At 48.1% G+C, this 17,497-nt stretch carries 14 protein-coding genes; 8 read left to right on the forward strand and 6 right to left on the reverse strand.

Features of this window, described 5'->3' with window-relative positions; translation table 11 throughout:
- Positions 1 to 5 precede the first annotated feature (5 nt).
- The 3 genes from E2I14_RS11600 to E2I14_RS11610 all read right to left on the reverse strand — a co-directional run bounded on the left by E2I14_RS11600 (position 6) and on the right by E2I14_RS11610 (position 2,354).
- The gene (locus tag E2I14_RS11600; RefSeq protein WP_133328641.1) at positions 6 to 611 is read right to left on the reverse strand and encodes a response regulator transcription factor; all 606 of its coding nucleotides are present in this window, start codon (positions 609 to 611) and stop codon (positions 6 to 8) included.
- Positions 608 to 1,735: a sensor histidine kinase gene (locus E2I14_RS11605; RefSeq protein ID WP_133328642.1), complete on the reverse strand. Its 1,128-nt coding sequence runs from the start codon at positions 1,733 to 1,735 to the stop codon at positions 608 to 610. Before E2I14_RS11605 ends, E2I14_RS11600 begins: the two co-directional genes overlap by 4 nt.
- Positions 1,736 to 1,829: 94 nt before the next feature.
- Positions 1,830 to 2,354 (reverse strand): DUF6622 family protein, encoded by a 525-nt coding sequence (locus E2I14_RS11610; protein ID WP_133328644.1) that lies wholly within the window; start codon positions 2,352 to 2,354, stop codon positions 1,830 to 1,832.
- Positions 2,355 to 2,682: 328 nt separating this feature from the next.
- Between E2I14_RS11610 and E2I14_RS11615 the strand changes: the two genes are divergently transcribed.
- Positions 2,683 to 4,311 carry a mechanosensitive ion channel family protein gene (locus tag E2I14_RS11615; RefSeq protein ID WP_133328646.1) on the forward strand — a complete coding sequence of 543 codons (1,629 nt, stop codon included), beginning with the start codon at positions 2,683 to 2,685 and terminating at the stop codon, positions 4,309 to 4,311.
- 18 nt (positions 4,312 to 4,329) lie between these two features.
- Here the strand turns inward: E2I14_RS11615 and hpnE are convergent, their stop codons facing one another.
- Both hpnE and hpnD read right to left on the reverse strand, forming a co-directional pair.
- The gene (gene hpnE, locus E2I14_RS11620) at positions 4,330 to 5,652 is read right to left on the reverse strand and encodes a hydroxysqualene dehydroxylase HpnE (protein WP_133328648.1); all 1,323 of its coding nucleotides are present in this window, start codon (positions 5,650 to 5,652) and stop codon (positions 4,330 to 4,332) included.
- A gap of 16 nt (positions 5,653 to 5,668) precedes the next feature.
- Positions 5,669 to 6,502 (reverse strand): presqualene diphosphate synthase HpnD, encoded by an 834-nt coding sequence (gene hpnD / locus E2I14_RS11625; RefSeq protein WP_133328650.1) that lies wholly within the window; start codon positions 6,500 to 6,502, stop codon positions 5,669 to 5,671.
- Positions 6,503 to 6,957: 455 nt separating this feature from the next.
- Here hpnD and E2I14_RS11630 point away from each other — a divergent pair, with 455 nt between their 5' ends.
- From E2I14_RS11630 to E2I14_RS11640, 3 genes are all read left to right on the forward strand, one after another.
- Entirely contained in the window at positions 6,958 to 9,009 is a 2,052-nt protein-coding gene (locus E2I14_RS11630) for a carbon starvation CstA family protein (RefSeq protein ID WP_133328652.1), read from the forward strand.
- A 99-nt stretch (positions 9,010 to 9,108) separates the two neighbouring features.
- Entirely contained in the window at positions 9,109 to 9,306 is a 198-nt protein-coding gene (locus E2I14_RS11635) for a YbdD/YjiX family protein (protein WP_133328654.1), read from the forward strand.
- Between the two features lie 36 nt (positions 9,307 to 9,342).
- On the forward strand, positions 9,343 to 10,752 hold the full coding sequence (locus E2I14_RS11640; RefSeq protein WP_133328656.1) for a DHA2 family efflux MFS transporter permease subunit: 1,410 nt from the start codon (positions 9,343 to 9,345) through the stop codon (positions 10,750 to 10,752).
- Positions 10,753 to 10,760: 8 nt separating this feature from the next.
- Here E2I14_RS11640 and E2I14_RS11645 read toward each other — a convergent pair whose 3' ends face one another.
- Positions 10,761 to 11,015, reverse strand: coding sequence for a hypothetical protein (locus E2I14_RS11645; protein WP_206105629.1), 255 nt, complete (start codon positions 11,013 to 11,015; stop codon positions 10,761 to 10,763).
- Positions 11,016 to 11,587: 572 nt separating this feature from the next.
- Here E2I14_RS11645 and E2I14_RS11650 point away from each other — a divergent pair.
- The 4 genes from E2I14_RS11650 (at position 11,588) to E2I14_RS11665 (ending at position 17,494) form a co-directional block, all read left to right on the forward strand.
- Positions 11,588 to 13,309: an acetolactate synthase 3 catalytic subunit gene (locus E2I14_RS11650; RefSeq protein ID WP_133328658.1), complete on the forward strand. Its 1,722-nt coding sequence runs from the start codon at positions 11,588 to 11,590 to the stop codon at positions 13,307 to 13,309.
- Between the two features lies 1 nt (position 13,310).
- On the forward strand, positions 13,311 to 13,802 hold the full coding sequence (gene ilvN, locus E2I14_RS11655) for an acetolactate synthase small subunit (RefSeq protein ID WP_133328660.1): 492 nt from the start codon (positions 13,311 to 13,313) through the stop codon (positions 13,800 to 13,802).
- 83 nt (positions 13,803 to 13,885) lie between these two features.
- On the forward strand, positions 13,886 to 14,902 hold the full coding sequence (gene ilvC / locus E2I14_RS11660) for a ketol-acid reductoisomerase (RefSeq protein ID WP_133328662.1): 1,017 nt from the start codon (positions 13,886 to 13,888) through the stop codon (positions 14,900 to 14,902).
- Between the two features lie 795 nt (positions 14,903 to 15,697).
- The gene (locus E2I14_RS11665; protein WP_133328664.1) at positions 15,698 to 17,494 is read left to right on the forward strand and encodes a sensor domain-containing diguanylate cyclase; all 1,797 of its coding nucleotides are present in this window, start codon (positions 15,698 to 15,700) and stop codon (positions 17,492 to 17,494) included.
- Positions 17,495 to 17,497: the final 3 nt, after the last annotated feature.

Consider the following 17,497-nt stretch of genomic DNA (forward strand, 5'->3'; position numbering starts at 1 on the left):
TATTCTTAAAGCCAACCAGCTTCGCGTGCTAGGCGGTAGGCTTCAACTCGATTTTTTGCGTTTAATTTGCTGATCGCTTCGGACAGATAATTGCGTACCGTGCCTTCGGACAAATGAATCAGTTGCGCGATATCGGCGCTGCGTTTTCCTTCTCCTGCTAAACGTAAGACTTGGCGTTCGCGTTCGTTGAGCGGGTCTTCGGCACCGCCCCAACTTTCTTGCGCTAATTCAGGCGCAATCACTTTACCGCCCTTGTGGATGGTGCGAATTGCTGCAGCCAAGGTTTCCGACGGCGCATCTTTGAGCAAATAACCACGTACCCCGGCATTCAAGGCGCGGCGCAAAAATCCGCTGCGCGCAAAAGTGGTGACGATCAACATTTTGCTGCGTAATTGTTGTTCCTGGATCGCCACCGCCAATTCTAGTCCAGTCATTAGTGGCATTTCGATGTCGGTCATGATGATGTCGGGTTGCATGGTTTTGGCCATGGTGAGCGCTTCTAAGCCGTTGGGCGCTGTGCCGACTATATCCAAATCAGGTTCTAACTTTAAGAGTGCAGCTAACGCTCCGAGCACGAGGCCTTGGTCTTCGGCGATCAACACGCGGATCATACTTTGGCTCCTGCGCTGTTGGTCGGGCCAGACGCTGGCAAGCTGATACGTATTGATAAACCCTGTTTGATCATGATCTGCAATTGGCCGCCTATATTATTGATACGTTCGCGCATTCCGGTTAAGCCATTGCCGGGCACGACTTGATTGGCCTCACTCAATTTACTGCCATTATCGGAAATGGTCAGCACGATGTGGTCCGCGACTTTTTTTAGTTCAATGTCACAATGCGTTGCCAGCGAGTGGCGTGTGATATTAGTCACCGACTCGCGCAGGGCTAAGGTCAAAATACTTTCTGTATTGGCGTGCATGGTAAGTTGATCAATATGCGTGGTTAAGCCGATATCTGCCGCACTTAGGCAGTTAGCGGCGTTAGCTAATTCTTGGGTAAAGCCGACTTGTCGATATCCTGTCACGGCAGCGCGTACTTCACTCAGTGCGTTGCGCGCGCAGACCTCGATATCTTGGATTTCTTTTTGCGCTGCTGCTGGATCGCGCGCCAGTAATTTATTGGCTAATTCTGCTTTGATCGTAATTAGTGACAAGGTGTGACCGAGTAAGTCATGCAAGTCGCGCGAAATCCGCTCACGCTCGGCAATCGTGGCTAGATAGGCGACTTCTTCTTGCGAGCGAATCAATTTTTCGCGTGAACGCCGCAGAGCGCCTTGCATAATCCCTGCGATTCCCATTGCGGTGGAAACTAAAAATGAGGGCACCCAAAAATCCGGTCCCAGTTTGACTAAGCTAACCTCAAGCAGCAATAGCAGCATCAATACGATTAAAACTTGATATGCCCGCTTAATGGGTTCGATGGAAGTGCAGTTGGCAGCGGCAAAAATTACGAACACCGCGGCTCCAGGGTTAAAGGGCGCCCACACTGCGCCCAACAAAAACATCGTGAAAATAATACCTATTCGGTAGTTAATTCCAACCCAATTGACCAGCACAAAAAGTGCGATAAAAAATAGTACAGAAATAACGCCCAGCACGGCTTCCATGATGCTCGGCTGGACGAGAAAATATTTCCATCCAAAAAATGCAATCATCAATAGCCAAGCAAAACTCGATTTGCTTTGGTTTTCGGGAATCCAGCGCCCGCTGATAATTCGATTAGCGATAGACATGAAACAGCGTTCCTTAGGTCGAGGGAGCGAGAGCCAAACAGAGAAAGGCGAAATGCCGGCTATTTTAAGCCAGCTTTCTTTGGGTTAACAATAATTAAATTGTGCTGCCGGATTGTTTCAGCAGGGTAGTGCCATGTGCGCTACCAGCTTTGAAAATAAATAACGCACGTGCCAAGAAGGTGCCGCTGATGAGTCCCGAAATCCAATTGCTTACCGCAATGAAGTAGACATCTTCTGGATTGACGCTATGGCTGCCGATCAAGTAGCCAATGATGGATTTCACGACGAAAATACTCATCATCAAAATCAATGGAATCCAACTGCCAGGAACCACAAAATGTTGCTGGCCTTCGTGCAAAGTGACTCCGTTTCCGTGCGGTACTTTTGAGTTCATCGCGACCGCGGCGGCAGCCCCAATCGCCCAAGCGACAAAAGCAATCACGCCATGGGCCGGCACTGTTAGCACGCCGTAAAGTGCTAATGACACCATGATGGCGGGTAAAACTACGATGCGGGTACGCGATACTTTTCTGGTTTTGCTTTGCAGGTAGCCCAAATAAACTAAGCCGAAAAATAAAAATAATACCCAGGTTGGAAAGCCGTTCGTTGCGTTTGTCATGATCTAATCTCCGTTGTTTGAAGGTAATACGTTGGGTTAAAGGTGCTTCGTCGATGGAATGCAGTTTGAACCCAAGCGAACTGGCGCAACAGGGGCAAGTGTCAGGAAATCGAGGTGACAATTGTCATGACTTGATGCAATGGAGGGATAGTTGAGTTTGTTAATGCTGTTTTTGACCGAAAAAGTCGCTAAAACAGGCGTAAATCTAGTTCCACAGTACTAGTTTCACAATGGTAATATCTTGCTAAATAAAAAGTAAGTTAACCCTTGTTCGCCTATTTTTAGCGCTGTTTAGACGATTTCCCTCTCACTTATTAAACAAGTCGCCATGAAACTGACACGATTATTGTTATGCGCTTCTTTCTGCTGTTCTTCCATCTTGGCGCATGCGCTTGATTTGCCCGGAACAAGCACTCCTGCTGCTGCGCCAGTCTCAAAAAATACGGATGCAGTGGTCACTGTCGAAAACCGTGAAATTGTCACGTTTCGCTCGTCGGTCTTAGGAATTGAGCCGCTCGAGCGGGCAAAACGAGCGGAGAGCCGGGTTGCAGCGCAACTGAGCACAGGCGGACAACATAAAGCCAGCATGATCGACTTGCCGCCGGGGATCTTGATTCAAATCGACCAAACCGGCAGCTTTTATATTGCACCAACCGACATCGATCAGTTTCAGCAAGAAAGCTTGCAGGGTGTCGGTCAAAAAACGGTCGATAACTTAAATCTAGTCATTGCCGAAACGCGCGAAAGCCGTAGCCTGAATTACATGCTCAAAGCCTTTGCTTTGGCGAGCTTGGCGACGGTCATTTATTTGGTTTTGTTGTGGGCAATCCGCCGAATTCGGCGCGTGGTCGAAGCGCGCATCTTGGCATTTTCCAATTCCAAGATTGATCAGCTCGATCTCAACAGCGCTCAAATCGTCAGCCGTGAGCGTGTCCAATGGGTGCTCAGCCGCTTGGTGCAAACTTTTTCTTGGCTGCTTGTTTTATTGATCTCCTACGAATGGCTTAGCGTCGTGTTGGAGCAATTCCCCTTAACGCGGCCTTGGGGCGAGCATTTGCATGGCTATTTCATCGGCTTGATTGTGATGCTGGGCAGCGCGATATTGAAAGCGATTCCCGATTTATTTACCGCCTTCGTCATTTTCTTATTGGCGCGCGCCGCCACCCAAGGATTAAGCCGATTTTTTAATCGAGTCAAAGACGGCAGTATTAAATTGAGTTGGCTCGATGCCGAGGTGGCAGTGCCGACAAGGCGCATTGTTAATCTGGCGATTTGGTTGTTTGCCTTGGCGATGGCTTATCCGTATTTGCCGGGCGCAAATACGGAAGCGTTTAAAGGCGTCACGGTGTTGGTCGGTTTAATGGTTTCGATGGGCGCGTCCGGCTTGGTCGGCCAATTGGTCAGCGGCTTGATTTTGACCTATACCGGCATCTACCGCAAAGGCGAGTTTATTCATGTGCTGGATTACCAAGGATCGATAGTCGAAATGGGGATGTTCTCGACCCGCATCCGCAATGGAATGGGTGTGGAATTGACGCTGCCCAATTCGTTGGTGCTCAGTAATGTGACGCAAAATTATTCCAAAGCGGTGCAGGGCATTGGCTTCATCATCGATACCAAAGTCACGATTGGTTATGACACGCCGTGGCGGCAAGTGGAGCAAATGCTGATCATGGCGGCGCTGCGTACTGAAGGTGTAATTAATGATCCTGCGCCCAAAGTGTTTCAAACGGCGTTGTCGGATTTTTATCCAGAGTATTTATTGATCTGTCAGGCCATTCCTAGTGACGCGCAATTACGCGCCCAAGTGATGAGTCGCTTGCATGCCAATATTCAAGACGTATTCAATGAATTTGGCGTGCAAATTATGTCGCCTAATTATCGTGGCGATCCAGCTAAAGATAAGATCGTTGCCAAAGAAGATTGGTATAAAGCGCCGGCGAAATTGCCCGATTAAATAGCCCGGTAATTGGATTCAACCGAACAATCGGGCAGCGGCTTGCCCGCTTTTTACTGCGGTTTCGAGCGTGGCGGGATAAGGACTTTCGGTGTAGTCGCCAGCCAGCGCCAATCCTGCCAACGGTAGTTGGTTGCTAGGCCGTGCTAAGGCGGGAGTGCAGGCAAAGGTAGCACGTTTTTCTGTAATGACTTGTGACCATTCTGGTGTGGCTAATTGCGGGTTGTTGAAGTCGTGCGCTAATTGCTTAGCGCATTGCAGCGCCAGTTCTGCATGACCGGATTCGGTCGCTAGGCCAGATGTACTGATGACCACCGCAAATAAACCATCTTGAAGCCCACCGTTTGAGCCATCAAATTGGCCTCGATCAAAGACAAATTGCCCCCAGCGATGCTCAGCCTGATTTTCCAATAAAGCTAGAAAAGGACGCGGCAAGCGCGTTCCAGCCTGATATTTTAAATAGCAAGTCGTGATCGGTTCGTAGTCAAAAGCGGGGATATGATCGGCTAAATTGAGTTGCATTAATAAGGTGCTAGCCGCCTCGGCGTTAGTGGCGATAACCACGCCATCGAAGCGCATTGCTTCTTGTTGGATGTTTGGATTGAAATCCAACTGCCATTGTTGGTCAATTGGTGTAACTGATTGCACCGCGCAACCCACATGAACTTGCCCGCCGCGCACTTGAATATAATCAGCCGCCGGTTGCGGCAACAAATGACTCAGATCAGTGCGGGCAATTAACATATCCGACGCTTTGCGGCGCGCGCCTAAACTGTCTTTTAAGACCGCTAAAAATACCTGTGCCGAGGCGCGCTCAATCGGCGTGTTCAGTGCTGCGATGCACAGCGGCTGCCACATCAGTTGGATTAAGCGCTCAGTTTGATCAAAACGTTCTAATAATTCGGCCACGCTGCAATCGGTGTATAACTGCCAATCCATCCAGCGGGCTGCACTGGAAAAGCGTGCCAACGACATCTTATCTTCGCGCTGCAAACCTTTGGCACGCAGCAATGCAGCAATCAGATGAAACGGAGCCGGTAATTTAGGTGCGATAAATTGCATCCCGCCAGACTGGTCGGGATAATACATTTGCAGAGGAAGGCGCAGTAGCGCAGCATCGGGATCGACGCCGAGCGTGTTGAGCAAATTCAAGGTCGCTTCATACGCGCCCAGCAAAATGTGCTGGCCATTGTCACAATCGATGCCGTGCAGATGGACCTGCCGCGCTCGACCACCCAAGGTACGCGCTGCTTCAAACAAATGCACTTGATGCCCGCGTTTAGCCAGCTCAACCGCTGCGCTGCAACCGGCCCATCCTGCTCCAATGACGGCGTATTTCATGCGACGTCCATATCAATTAACCACGCACATAGGTAATCCACGCCAGCCATAGTTTGCGGATGGGCGTGAGTGAAATTCGGTGATGTAAGACTTTAAAGCCGTCTTCTTTGACTTCTTCTAACACCGTACGATAGATGGCCGCCATGATTAAGCTAGTGCGCTGGGCGCGTCTATCTTCGGCTGGAAGCAGGGCGAACGCCTGTGCATAACATTGCTGTGCGCGCTCGTATTGGAACTGCATTAGCGCGGTAAATTGCTCTGTATGGCGCGCGTTTAAAATGTCGGCAGCGGTTACGCCAAATTGCTGCAATTCGTTGATCGGTAAGTAAATCCGACCTTTACGCGCATCGTCGCCCACGTCGCGGATGATGTTGGTGAGTTGGAAAGCGAGACCAAGTTTTTCGGCAAACTCCAAGGTTTTGGGATTAGTTACGCCGAAAATACTGGCGGATAAAATTCCCACCACGCTGGCGACATGCCAGCAGTATTTTTGCAAGCCAATAAAATCCAAGTAGCGAGTTTGGGTTAAATCCATCTCCATGCCATCAATAATGGCCAGCAAATGTTTGCCCTGTAATTGGTAGGTCGCCATATGCGGCTCCAAAGCGCGCATTACCGGATGGGTGGGCTTGCCTGCCAACATGGCGTTGACTTCGGAACGCCACCAAATTAACTTATTCTGCGCAACGGTCGCATCGCTGGTTTCATCCACGGCATCGTCGACTTCGCGACAAAATGCGTACAAAGCAGTAATCGCCAAACGGCGCGGCTTGGGCAAAAATAAAAAGCTGTAATAAAAACTGGAGCCGCTTTGAGCGGCTTTTTGTTGGCAATATTCGTCTGGAGACATGCGTGCTTGGGATGTAATGGTGCGCTAATTAAGGTTGGCGAAGGATAGGCAAGTGGCTCACGATGAGGTGCAAAATCCGTTCGCCGCGAACGAAGGCTCTATGCTATCCGACTGAATAGCTTGCTCAAAGTAAATTTTACGGGAAAGACAGAAAAAATCCTGCTTAGCACCAAAATTGGCGAAGACCAACCAAGCACCCATGGATTTTGACCATGTTGAAAGGATATTCAGATATTTTGCCGATTATTCGCCCTTATTTTCACAAAATGCCAAATCCATGCAAGGTAACTGTAATATTTCTCTGAGACTATAATCGGCTTCGCAACTCAGTCATTAATGTCGATATAATCCATGAACCATTTCGAGAACGGCAATGTCGCTAGGCGGCAATTGGTACAACTTAAGCACGACGTTTTAGCTTGCTATTACGACAAAAATTACAACAGGAGATAAAAATGAAGCAGATTTCTTCGCAGATAGGCTGGCTGGTATTGGCGCTAGTCGGCGCCTTCGCACTTGGTTACGTCGCATTAAACCGAGGTGAAAGCATTAACGCGTTATGGATTATCGTCGCCGCAGTATCGGTTTATTTGATTGCCTATCGCTATTACAGCCGTTTCATTGCCGATAAAGTGTTGGGCGTGGACGCGACCCGTAAAACTCCTGCCTACAAATTCAACGATGGTTTGGACTATGTTCCTACCAATAAATACGTTTTGTTTGGTCACCATTTTGCCGCCATTGCTGGTGCGGGTCCTTTGGTTGGCCCAGTGCTAGCCGCGCAAATGGGTTATCTACCCGGTATGTTGTGGATTTTGGCCGGCGTGGTGTTTGCCGGCGCAGTGCAAGATTTTATGGTGCTGTTCGTGTCGGTACGCCGCGATGGCCGCTCTTTAGGTGATTTGATTAAATCCGAACTCGGCACTGTGCCGGGTGTCATTGCGCTGTTTGGCTGCTTTATGATCATGATCATTATTTTGGCGGTCTTGGCGCTGATTGTGGTCAAAGCCCTGACTCACAGCCCTTGGGGAACATTCACCGTTGGCGCAACGATTCCAATCGCTTTGTTCATGGGTATTTACATGCGCTACATTCGCCCAGGTCGGATCGGTGAGATTTCTGTCGTTGGTTTTGTGTTGCTGATGTTGGCGATTTATTTCGGTGGTTATGTTGCAGGCAACCCAGAATTGGCCGCCATGTTTGACTTTAATGGCAAACAATTGACTTGGGCTTTGATGATTTACGGCTTTATCGCTGCCGTCATTCCAGTGTGGTTGTTGTTAGCACCGCGCGATTATTTATCTACTTTCTTAAAAATCGGCACTATCGTTGGTTTGGCCTTGGGCGTGTTGTTTGTTGCGCCAGATTTAAAAATGCCTACGATTACCCGTTTCATCGATGGCACCGGTCCGGTCTGGGCAGGTAACCTATTTCCTTTCCTGTTCATTACCATTGCCTGCGGCGCGGTATCTGGATTCCATGCTCTGATTTCGTCCGGTACCACACCGAAAATGTTGGAAAACGAAAGCCAAGCGCGCTTGATTGGCTACGGCGGTATGTTGATGGAATCGTTCGTGGCAATTATGGCGTTGGTAGCCGCATCGGTCATCGATCCGGGTGTGTACTTTGCGATGAATAGTCCCGCAGCGGTAATTGGCACAACGCCAGAAGCGGTCTCGGCAGTGATTAATGGTTGGGGTTTTGCCATTACGCCAGATATGTTGCTGCAAACGACAAAAGACATCGGTGAAACCACAATTCTGTCGCGCGCTGGCGGTGCTCCGACTTTAGCCGTTGGTATGGCGCATATCCTGCACCAATTCATCGGCGGCCAAGCGATGATGGCGTTCTGGTACCACTTTGCGATTTTGTTTGAAGCGTTGTTTATTTTGACCGCTGTTGATGCGGGAACACGCGCGGGTCGTTTCATGCTGCAAGATTTATTGGGCACCTTTGTTCCTTCGCTCAAGAAGACCGATTCGTTAATAGCGAACTTAATCGCGACCGGCGCTTGTGTGGCCTTATGGGGATATTTCTTGTACCAAGGCGTGGTCGATCCGCTTGGTGGTATTAATACCTTGTGGCCGTTATTCGGTATTGCCAACCAAATGTTGGCGGCAATTGCCTTGACGATGTGCGCGGTAGTACTGTTTAAAATGAAGCGTCAACGTTATGCTTGGGTTGCGATTTTCCCGACGATTGTGTTGTTGACCTGCACTCTTACAGCCGGCTGGATTAAAGTGTTCGATCCAAGTCCTAAATTGGGTTTCTTGGCCATCGCTAATAAATTCCAAACCGGAATCGACAAGGGCGTATTAATTGCTCCCGCTAAATCGATGGAAGAAATGGGGCGTTTGGTGTTTAACAACCGACTCGATGCTGGTTTAACTTTGCTGTTTATGTTTGTGGTGATTAGCGTGGTTGGTTTTGGATTGAAAACTGCTTTCCACTCACTTAAAAGCAATCAATCAACGGCGAAAGAATCGCCTTACGAAGCGATGGCGTAATTAGTCTTAGCAGCACAAATTTGCGCTATGAGCTGGAATTTGCCGATGAATAGTTCATCGGCAAATTTCATTTTTGCATTACGTTTCAAGGAAATGATTATGTTAGAAGAACTAGGCAAAGTAGGGCGCTATCTAGGGCAAGCGGCGCGTCTGATGGTCGGTGTTCCAGATTATGAAGTGTATGCTGCGCACATGCGTCTAAATCATCCTGAGCAGCATTGCATGACGTATGAAGAGTTTTTCCGCGAACGGCAAGAAGCCCGTTATAACGGCAAAGGCGCTGGCAAGTGTTGCTAATGCGCGCCGCTAGTTCTCAACGTTAAGTCAGTCGCAATGACTCAGTCTGAATCCGTTGTTAAGCGTTTTCTTCCTTGGGTAGTGGCCTCCGCTCTGTTTATGGAGCAACTCGATTCCACTATCGTTAATACGGCCGTTCCGGCCATGTCAGCTAGTTTGGGCGTCACTCCACTAAGTTTGAAAGCGGTGGTGACCAGCTATATTTTGAGTTTAGCGGTGGGTATTCCTGTTAGCGGTTGGATTGCTGATCGCTTCGGCACGCGCCGTGTGTTTAGCTTTGCGGTCACTTTATTTACGATTGCGTCAATTTTGTGCGGCTTATCGGTCAATGTGCCTATGCTGGTCGCTTCCCGCGTACTGCAAGGTTTAGGCGCAGCGTTAATGATGCCGGTCGGGCGCTTGACGATCGTGCGTACATTCCCTAAATCTGAACTGCTCGCGGCCATGAACTTTGTGATTATTCCGGCGTTAATTGGCCCGTTGTTGGGGCCGTTGGTAGGTGGATTAATTGTGCATTGGTTGTCGTGGCGGGTGATCTTTTTTGTCAATGTTCCGGTTGGTTTGGTGGCGCTATATTTGAGTCACCATTATATGCCTAATTATTATGGGGATAGCCAGCGTCCCTTAGACGTTATCGGCTTAGTGCTATTCGGTTCTGGAACGGCATTGATGTCGTGGTTGCTAGAGATATTTGGCCAGCATGATTTGAGCAATATGTCGGCCTTGATTTTGTTTGGTTTGTCGGTAATGCTGTTGGCGGCCTATGTTTGGCATGCGCGCGAACACGTCTACCCTTTGCTCAATTTGGCGTTGTTCAAAGTGCGTACTTTTCGGGTTGGTGTCGGCGGTGGATTTATCACTCGGCTGGGTATAGGCGCGCTGCCATTTTTACTGCCGCTGTTGTATCAACTCGGTTTAGGCTTACCTGCTTGGCAATCCGGTCTGCTAATGATGCCGTCGGCCTTGGCTGCGATGGGCATGAAGATGATTGCGACCAAAGTATTAGCGCGTTTTGGTTATCGTCGAATCCTAACGATTAATACGGTGATGATAGGCTGCACGATTGCGTGTTTTTCACTCGTTGATACGACTACGCCGATTGCATTGATTGTCTTGTTAGGCTTTACGATGGGATTTTTTAATTCACTGCAATTTACCTGCATGAATTCCATGGCGTATGCGGACATCAAAACGCCCGACGCCAGCATGGCGAGCACGATTGCTAGTTCGCTGCAGCAACTTTCGATGAGTTTTGGCTTGGCTTTTGGCTTATTGATTACTGGCTGGTTTTTAGCTGGGCTGCCACAAACCAATCATGTGGCGGTGCTAAGCGCGTTGCATCGTGCATTTATCTGCATGGGTGCGATTACTATTATCTCTGCGCTGACTTTCACCACGTTGCGCGTGAACGATGGTGAAAACGTCAGCAGGGCGCACAACAGTTAGAAGATCGTTTATTTTGCTGGGGTTGGAGCGGGAGTTGGTTCGCTAGTTGCTGCTCTAACACCAGCGCGCGTCACATCCACCGCCGAGCCCACCACCGCAGAGCCAACATTGACCGTCGTTCCCACCACGGCCGAACCAACGGTGACCGTTGTGCTGACCACCGCGTCAGCGACTGCAATTACCGCGCAGCCGCTTAATAAAGTCGTTACGCAGACGATCAGCGTGCCTAATTTAAAGGCGTGGAAAAAGGGATGTTTAAGCATAATGAGTCTCCGAATATGCCCGAAGTATAAATGAGAACGGTAATTTTCCGCTCAAATTACTTGCTTAAATGAATTATTAAAACCACTTATTGCCGCTATTTCGCTGCATAGCAAAATATAAATTTTAGTGGTAAATATTCGGAGAACAGCGCGTTGAATCGTCAATTTCCGGATTTTTCTCCCTAAAATGGTGAAATTGCTTGACATAAATTGGTGCAACGCATTACCGTACTACTCCGCTCCTACATCTAGGAGCAACCAAGTCCACATCATGACTCATCCCGTTAATCATGTGCGACTCGCTTTATCAAGTTTTGAAGCTAGTTTGTTCTAACCCATGCCACAAGCGTGAGAAGTTTTTTCTGTATTGGGTGACTTAGCAAATCCAGTTGTCATTAGTTTTTGTGCGTAACACACCTACGGTTGTGTGAAGCGCGAAGGCGGTGACGATAAAAGTGTGTAAGCAGGTAAGAATTGTTTATGCGTCTGGTGGAGCACTTGTTGTCTGGTATGGCACTTCGCAAGGTGAGGACATCCGATCAATCTCCTATGGACCTTGAAAGGAACTGCAAGTGAGCAATAATCCCGATTTAACAGGCGCGGAAATCTTAGTACGCTGCTTGGCCGAAGAAGGCGTTGAACATGTGTTCGGCTACCCTGGCGGCGCGGTATTGTATATTTACGATGCCATCTACAAACAAGACAAATTCCAACACGTACTCGTTCGTCATGAACAAGCTGCATTGCATGCGGCAGATGCGTATTCGCGTTCATCCAACAAAGTTGGCGTTGCTCTGGTGACCTCCGGTCCCGGCGTTACCAATGCGGTAACGGGTTTAGCAACCGCGTACATGGATTCCATTCCCATGATTGTGATCTCCGGCCAAGTGCCGAGCAGCGCAATTGGTCAGGATGCTTTCCAAGAATGCGACACCGTTGGAATTACGCGTCCCTGCGTCAAGCACAATTTCTTAGTGAAAGATGTGCGTGATCTGGCAGAGACAGTCAAAAAGGCTTTCTATATCGCGACAACTGGCCGTCCTGGTCCGGTGTTGATCGATATTCCTAAAGATATCAGTATGCACAAGTGTGCTTATTCCTATCCTAAAGAAATTGAAATGCGCTCCTACAAGCCGGTCGATAAAGGTCATGCTGGGCAAATTCGTAAGGCGCTGCAACTGCTTTTGCAAGCCGAACGACCCATGATTTATGCCGGCGGTGGCGTGATTTTAGCCAATGCTTCGCCAGAATTGAATAAGCTGGTGGACCAACTCGGCTTCCCTTGCACCAATACCTTAATGGGCTTGGGCGCCTATCGCGCATCGGATGAAAAATACGTTGGTATGCTGGGCATGCACGGAACGTATGAAGCCAATATGGCGATGCAAAATTGCGATGTGTTGATTGCAATTGGCGCACGTTTCGATGATCGCGTGATCGGTAATCCAAAACATTTCGCCTCGCAACAGCGCAAGATTATTCATATCGATATTGATCCGTCATCAATCTCCAAGCGCGTTAAAGTCGATATTCCAATTGTTGGTAATGTTAAAGACGTGCTGCAAGAATTGCTCTCGCAATTAGCCGCTGCCGAAAACAAACCAAAGGCTGCGGCTATAGCTCCGTGGTGGAAACAAATTAACGAATGGCGTACACGTGAATGCTTAAAATACACGCCGTCCACCGAAGTCATCAAGCCGCAATCAGTCGTAGAGAAAGTTTGGCAAATCACTAAAGGTGACGCCTTCATTACCTCTGACGTTGGTCAGCATCAAATGTGGGCAGCGCAGTACTACGGTTTCGACAAACCACGTCGTTGGATTAATTCCGGCGGCTTAGGCACGATGGGCGTAGGCTTGCCTTACGCGATGGGCGTGCAAATGGCGAATCCCGATGCGACCGTGGCATGTATTACGGGCGAAGGCTCAATTCAAATGTGTATCCAAGAATTGGCCACTTGCAAGCAATACCACCTCACACCAAAAATCATTTTGCTCAACAACCGTTTCTTAGGAATGGTGCGTCAGTGGCAGCAAATTGATTACTCGTCACGTTATTCCGAGTCGTACATGGATTCCTTACCTGATTTCTCTAAATTGGCGGAATCGTATGGACATGTTGGGATGAAGATTGAGCATCCATCGGATGTTGATGGTGCCTTGCGTGACGCGTTTGCGATGAAAGATCGTTTAGTGTTTATGAACTTCATTACTGATCAAACCGAAAACGTTTGGCCGATGGTCAAAACCGGTAAAGGTCTCTCTGAAATGTTACTTGGTTCGGAGGACTTATAACATGCGCCATATTATTTCAGTCTTATTAGAAAACGAAGCCGGTGCATTGTCACGCGTAGTAGGTTTGTTCTCAGCCCGCGGCTACAACATCGAAACGCTAACTGTCGCGCCAACCGAAGACGCAACACTGTCGCGCTTAACCATTGTTACCACGGGTTCGGACGACGTGATCGAGCAAATCACCAAGCATTTAAACCGCTTGATCGAAGTGATTAAGGTCGTTGATTTAACCGAAGGCGCGCACATCGAGCGCGAACTGATGTTGATCAAAGTGCGCGCAGTAGGTAAAGAACGCGAAGAAATGAAACGCACCGCCGATATTTTCCGTGGCCGCATTATTGATGTCACTGAAAAAACCTACACCATCGAATTGACCGGCAACAAAGCCAAGCTAGATGCCTTCATTGATTCGATCGAACGCACCTCTATCTTAGAAACAGTGCGTACCGGCGGTTCAGGTATTGGGCGCGGTGAACGCATACTCAAGGTTTAAATTTAACATTTAATTTAGCAAGCTTATTCTTCTGCATCTCTAATTCAGATCAGATAACCAATTTAAAAATTTAGGAAAATAAAATGAACGTTTTTTACGACAAAGATTGTGACCTCTCCTTAATCAAAGGCAAAAATGTAGCCATCATCGGCTACGGTTCCCAAGGCCACGCGCATGCGCAAAACTTGAACGATTCTGGCTGCACAGTGACTGTCGCTTTGCGTAAAGATGGCGCATCGTGGAACAAAGCTAAAAATGCTGGCCTGAATGTAGCTGAAGTCAACGAAGCCGTTAAAGCCGCTGACGTCATCATGATTTTGCTGCCTGACGAAAATATCGCGCAAGTCTATAACGAAAACGTAGCCCCGCATGCTAAACAAGGCGCCGTATTGGCTTTTGCTCACGGCTTTAACGTGCACTACGGTCAAGTGGTACCACGTGCTGATTTAGACGTCATCATGATCGCGCCAAAAGCACCAGGCCACACTGTACGCGCAACCTACACGCAAGGCGGCGGCGTTCCACATCTGATCGCTGTGTATCAAGATAAATCAGGCTCAGCCCGCGATATCGCTTTGTCGTATGCAATGGCAAATGGCGGCGGTCGCGCTGGTATCATCGAAACTAACTTCCGCGAAGAAACTGAAACTGACTTGTTCGGTGAGCAAGCGGTGTTGTGCGGCGGCGCGGTTGAATTGATCAAAGCTGGTTTTGAAACCCTGACTGAAGCCGGTTACGCACCAGAAATGGCGTACTTTGAGTGTTTGCATGAATTAAAATTGATCGTTGATTTGATCTACGAAGGCGGTATCGCCAACATGAACTACTCGATTTCAAACAATGCTGAATACGGCGAATACGTCACCGGCCCAAGAATCGTGACCGAAGACACCAAAAACGCCATGCGCCAATGTTTGAAAGACATTCAAACCGGCGAATACGCGAAGAGCTTCATTTTGGAAAACAAAGCTGGTGCACCAACATTGATTTCCCGTCGCCGTTTGAATGCAGAGCATCAAATTGAACAGGTGGGGGCTAAGTTGCGTGGGATGATGCCTTGGATTGCCAAGAACAAAATGGTTGATCAATCGAAAAACTAATTTATTCTGTCATCGGCATCATTCTTGTTTGGGCGTGTAAGCCCAAACAGCTTTAAGCTAAAAACGCTACGCAGGTAGCGTTTTTTTACGCATAAAGTGCCTTGGATTGCCAAGAACAAAATGGTTGATCAATCGAAAAACTAATTTATTCTGTCATCGGCATCATTCTTGTTTGGGCGTGTAAGCCCAAACAGCTTTAAGCTAAAAACGCTACGCAGGTAGCGTTTTTTTTTACGCATAAAGTGCCTTGGATTGCCAAGAACAAAATGGTTGATCAGTCGAAAAACTAATTGATTCTGTCATCGGCATCGTCCTTGTTTGGGCGTGCAAGCCCAAACAGCTTTAAGCAAAAAACGCTACCTCGGTAGCGTTTTTTTATGGGCGAATTAAACGTATCGACGGTTCAAAGTTGTATAACTATTATGATTGCGCAGTGCAATCAATCCAAATTGAAAAAAGTGATAACGACAATTAACTCTTTGATTTTAATAAAGTAAATTAAATTTGCATTTTGTTGAATTTGTGCAACTGGCGTGTGAATTATCGTTCTAAAATAAGTTACAATTTTAACGTAATGCAATATTTTCAATTGGAAATACGGCTTTGATTCACAATTTACTCCGTTCCATAGCAAACGAAGCCGTAACGCTGGAGGCGCCGATGTTGGTAATTTCATCGGGATTGCGGCGTTCATGAGCGTGCGGAAATGAACGAATAAAACCGGACTTAAGATTAAAAAGTAAGCAGCGATGTTGAATGTTCGACTCAAGCTCAAAGTATTCACAACCCAAGTAAATGGCATTTAAATTTTCACGATTAGTCTTGTTGATGATTCTCTGGTTTGGTTTTTTACTGAGCCCAGTTTGTCATGCACAAGCCAATGCCAATTTAGCGGCGTCCGAGTTGGCTTACAGTTGCCCGTCGGAGGGGCTATTCCAAAATGGGCAAGCCCGCGATGTTGAATGGCGTGCTACCGACAACGGTGTAGCATTCGTTGAGCCAAAATCGCATTGCTGGATTCGGGTCAATTTGCAGCGCGTCCAAGTTGAGACTGGTTCGCCTAACTATCTACTGTTTTCTCGCTCGCCTATGTTGTCGAGCGCCTTTTACGACGCACAAGGTCAATTAATCGACCTGACCAAATTTGAGGGCAGCAAACATGCGCCGTTGATTAGTGGCCGGCTTAGCCTGTTCCCTCTGTTTAGTCTGGCTCCCGGCCCACTGTATATCAAGCTTGATTCCGCCAATCCCACATTCGATGAGCGGGTGATGGTAAAGACGCCCGGCACCCTAGAAGCGTTGGGGAAAGCACAAAGTACCACGATTGTATTGACTGTCCTTGCAGCTACGGGCTTGTTGACTTCCGCGTTGTTTACGGCCTCGTTTGGGATTGCGTTACGGGATATCGATTTTGGTATTTATTCTTTGTATTCCTTCTTTATCGGTTTGACCTTGCTAGCTTGGGATCAAGTCGATGCATTTGGTTTGGGAAATCATTACGGCTGGCTCTGGCAGCTTTCTGCGCCCCTTGCAACGATGATGCTGTGTTGGCTGTCGATCCGGTTTGGACAATTCAATCAATACAGTGTCGTGGCGGCGATTGGACTAAAATTATTTATCGCTTTCAACGGAATCATGCTGATCTGGGCGCTTGTTGCTCTGATTGGTGTGCCGGTTGGTTCCATGCCATTTAATCGGATCAATTACGAAAACTGGCAAGACGTTCTGGTTGGCGGCTTGATTATGATAGGTGGCTTGCAAGCTTGGCGGCGCGGCGCAAAAGACGGCTTGTTAATGTTTTTGAGCCTGTCACCGTCCATGTTTAGTGATCTAGTTAACCGCGTTTGGGATCCAGCTGTTGCGCCGTTCTTGCACTCTTCGGTGGGCATCACTTTTCCGACGCAATTCAATCAGTTAATTCACATTAATGGCTCGCTGACTTGGTTGGCGTTGCCTTTGGTATTTTGTTTTTGTTTGGCGCGCCGCACTTTGTTATTGCACCGCGCCTTGATCGAAGAACGCAAGTTATTAGAAGAACGGGTTGTGGAGCGTACTCAAGATTTACATCTGGCTAACAAGGAATTGGAATTATTAGCTGCTACAGATGCGCTCACCGGTTTGGTTAATCGTCGTCGGATGATTGAATGGATTAACCATGAAATGGATCGCTGCCGCCGCACTAAGAAGCCCTTGGCGCTGTGCATGATAGACGTCGATAACTTCAAGTTTATTAATGATAATTACGGCCACCCAACTGGTGACCGCGTGATTGCCGCGATTGCTAGTGTATTCAAAGAAGTCATGCGCCGCACCGATATCGCCGCTCGCTTTGGTGGGGAAGAATTTTTGTTGTTGATGCCCGAAACCGACGAAACCGAAGCATTGCTGGTGAGCGAGCGGTTGCGGGAAGTCATCGCTGCCATCCCATTCTTCTCGGATAATGGCTATCCGTTTGCCTTAACGGTCAGCATCGGTGTGACCCTGTTTGACCATGGTGTGGCGCACGATACTATTTCCAATATCTTGACTAGAGCAGATAAAGCGCTCTATTCAGCCAAGCATGCGGGCCGAAATCAAGTGATTTTTGCGTAACTG

This window comes from Sapientia aquatica (assembly GCF_004358105.1).
GTDB lineage: Bacteria > Pseudomonadota > Gammaproteobacteria > Burkholderiales > Burkholderiaceae_D > Solimicrobium > Solimicrobium aquaticum.